Raw genomic sequence first — 1,785 nt, 5'->3', positions numbered from 1 at the left:
GTGCACGGCGTGACGGCCACGAACTCGGATAGCGATCCAGGGGCCGCTGGAGGTCAAAAAATTGCGCCGTTCGCAACCGCGGTGGAGGTAGGTCCGGAGAGCCAAAAACGTCGGCTGCGGTCGAATGAACAGCCGCCTAGTGTGCATGCGTTATGAACCATCGGATCGATCTTTGAATGAGCAAACTGGCCAAAAGGCGCGCATTGCTGCTCCTCAATCCAAAGGCGCGGCGCGGCCAGGAGCTGATCGCCCCGATTGTGGAGCGGCTGGAGCGCGGCCGGCTTTCTGTCACTGTCGAAAAGTTCGAGGCGTTGCCGGAGATCGCTCGTGACATCGTTCGCTTGCGCCAAACGGCGGACCTTGTGGTCGTGTGCGGTGGCGATGGTTCGTTGTCGGCGGCGGCGATGGCTGTAGTGGAAAGCCGCCTGCCGATGGGCATTATTCCTATGGGAACGGCTAATGACCTCGCTCGCACTCTCGACATCCCTATGGATCTTCTGCAGGCCGCTGACGTGATCGTGCGGGGCCGACTCCGGCAGATCGATATCGGCACGGTCAATGGCAATGCCTTCTTCAACGTTGCGAGTATCGGACTCAGCACTGAATTGGCGAAGGGTCTGGATCCCACTTTGAAGAAGCGTTTCGGCAGGCTCGGCTATGCGCTGGCGGCGGTGAAAGTGTTGACGCGGGCCACGCGATTCCACGCGAAGATTATTGAGAAAGGCGCGTCGACCGACGTCGAAACCTACCAGATTGCGGTGGGAAACGGTCGCCATTACGGCGGCGGCAACGTGGTGGAAGAGACGGCCGAGATCGATGACGGACATCTCGATCTTTATAGCTTGGAAATGACGAACCTCTGGAAGCTGGCACTGATGCTCCGCTCCTTCCGGTCTGGAAGGCATGGCGCCTGGCGAGAGGTGCGCACGGCTAGGTGCGTCGAGTTCGACATCGAGACGGAGAAGCCGATGCCGGTCAACACCGATGGTGAGATCGTCACCTCAACACCAGCCCATTTCAAGGTCCATCCAAAGGCGATCTCGGTCTTCGCGCCTCCGCCCGTCGACGACGCTGACCTCCACTAGGCAAGCAATTTGGCCCCACGATCGTCCCGAGGTCATCAAAACGGCGACAACGACCGGTCCATACGAGAAGCGGCGAGCTCGACAAATTATGATTTCCTTGGTCTGTTGCTCGCAGGTCGACATGCGCGACTTGGGGCCGTGGCCGCTTGGCACGACCGGCCTGAAAAGAGTCCTTGGCCGGAGCTTTGCGTCATGAGCCGGAATGCAAACGGTTGCTGCGGCTCGTTACAACGCGCCTTGGCAAAGGTGCCGAACGCGGCCCTTAGGCGTTCCCGAAGGCTGGTTCAAAATGAACTGATATGTGATGCAGGCAAAGGATTGTTGCCCTTTGCCGTTCGAATATTAGCAACCTCTTGACGACCGCCGGCCGCGCTCCAGAATCTCTCACATGGCGCAGAGACAGACTGGCATCGACTTTGGGCTCGAGGTGACGGCAGGCGGCGTCACTCATCTGGAACTGCGCGACGACCGTCGGGCAAGCAACGCGCCGGAGAAGGCAAAGGCGCCGGGCCACGCCACGCCGGTCGACTATGAAGCTGGCAAGGCCACGGTCGGCGGTTTGGTCACAGTCGAAGCGGGCTCCCATCAGGGGATGGAAACGCGCCGCGCCGGTGCTTCGCGATGAGAAAATCCGGGACTGACAATCTCGTCCCGGCCATCAAGAGCCCCGGCGATGCGCCGTCGATGAAGGGCGCAGAGC

Annotated in this window: 2 protein-coding genes; both read left to right on the top strand. The window is 60.5% G+C overall.

Annotated features, from left to right (window positions below; genetic code table 11):
* Positions 1-176: 176 nt before the first annotated feature.
* A complete protein-coding gene (locus tag EN949_RS34970) occupies positions 177-1,085 on the top strand; it encodes a lipid kinase (RefSeq protein ID WP_013525079.1) in 909 nt (302 codons plus the stop codon).
* Between the two features lie 388 nt (positions 1,086-1,473).
* On the top strand, positions 1,474-1,710 hold the full coding sequence (locus EN949_RS34965) for a hypothetical protein (protein ID WP_013525080.1): 237 nt from the start codon (positions 1,474-1,476) through the stop codon (positions 1,708-1,710).
* Positions 1,711-1,785 lie beyond the last annotated feature (75 nt).

The organism is Mesorhizobium sp. M7A.F.Ca.US.007.01.2.1 (assembly GCF_003998165.1).
Classification (GTDB): domain Bacteria; phylum Pseudomonadota; class Alphaproteobacteria; order Rhizobiales; family Rhizobiaceae; genus Mesorhizobium; species Mesorhizobium ciceri.
The sequence above is the reverse complement of the archived record's forward strand: the minus strand, read 5'-3'. Positions and strand labels throughout refer to the sequence as shown.

What these genes read in the sequence shown, in the direction of transcription:
- EN949_RS34970 (WP_013525079.1), top strand. Translation starts at nt 177, where the DNA reads ATGAGCAAACTGGCCAAAAGGCGCGCATTGCTGCTCCTCAATCCAAAG.
- EN949_RS34965 (WP_013525080.1), top strand. Translation starts at nt 1,474, where the DNA reads ATGGCGCAGAGACAGACTGGCATCGACTTTGGGCTCGAGGTGACGGCA.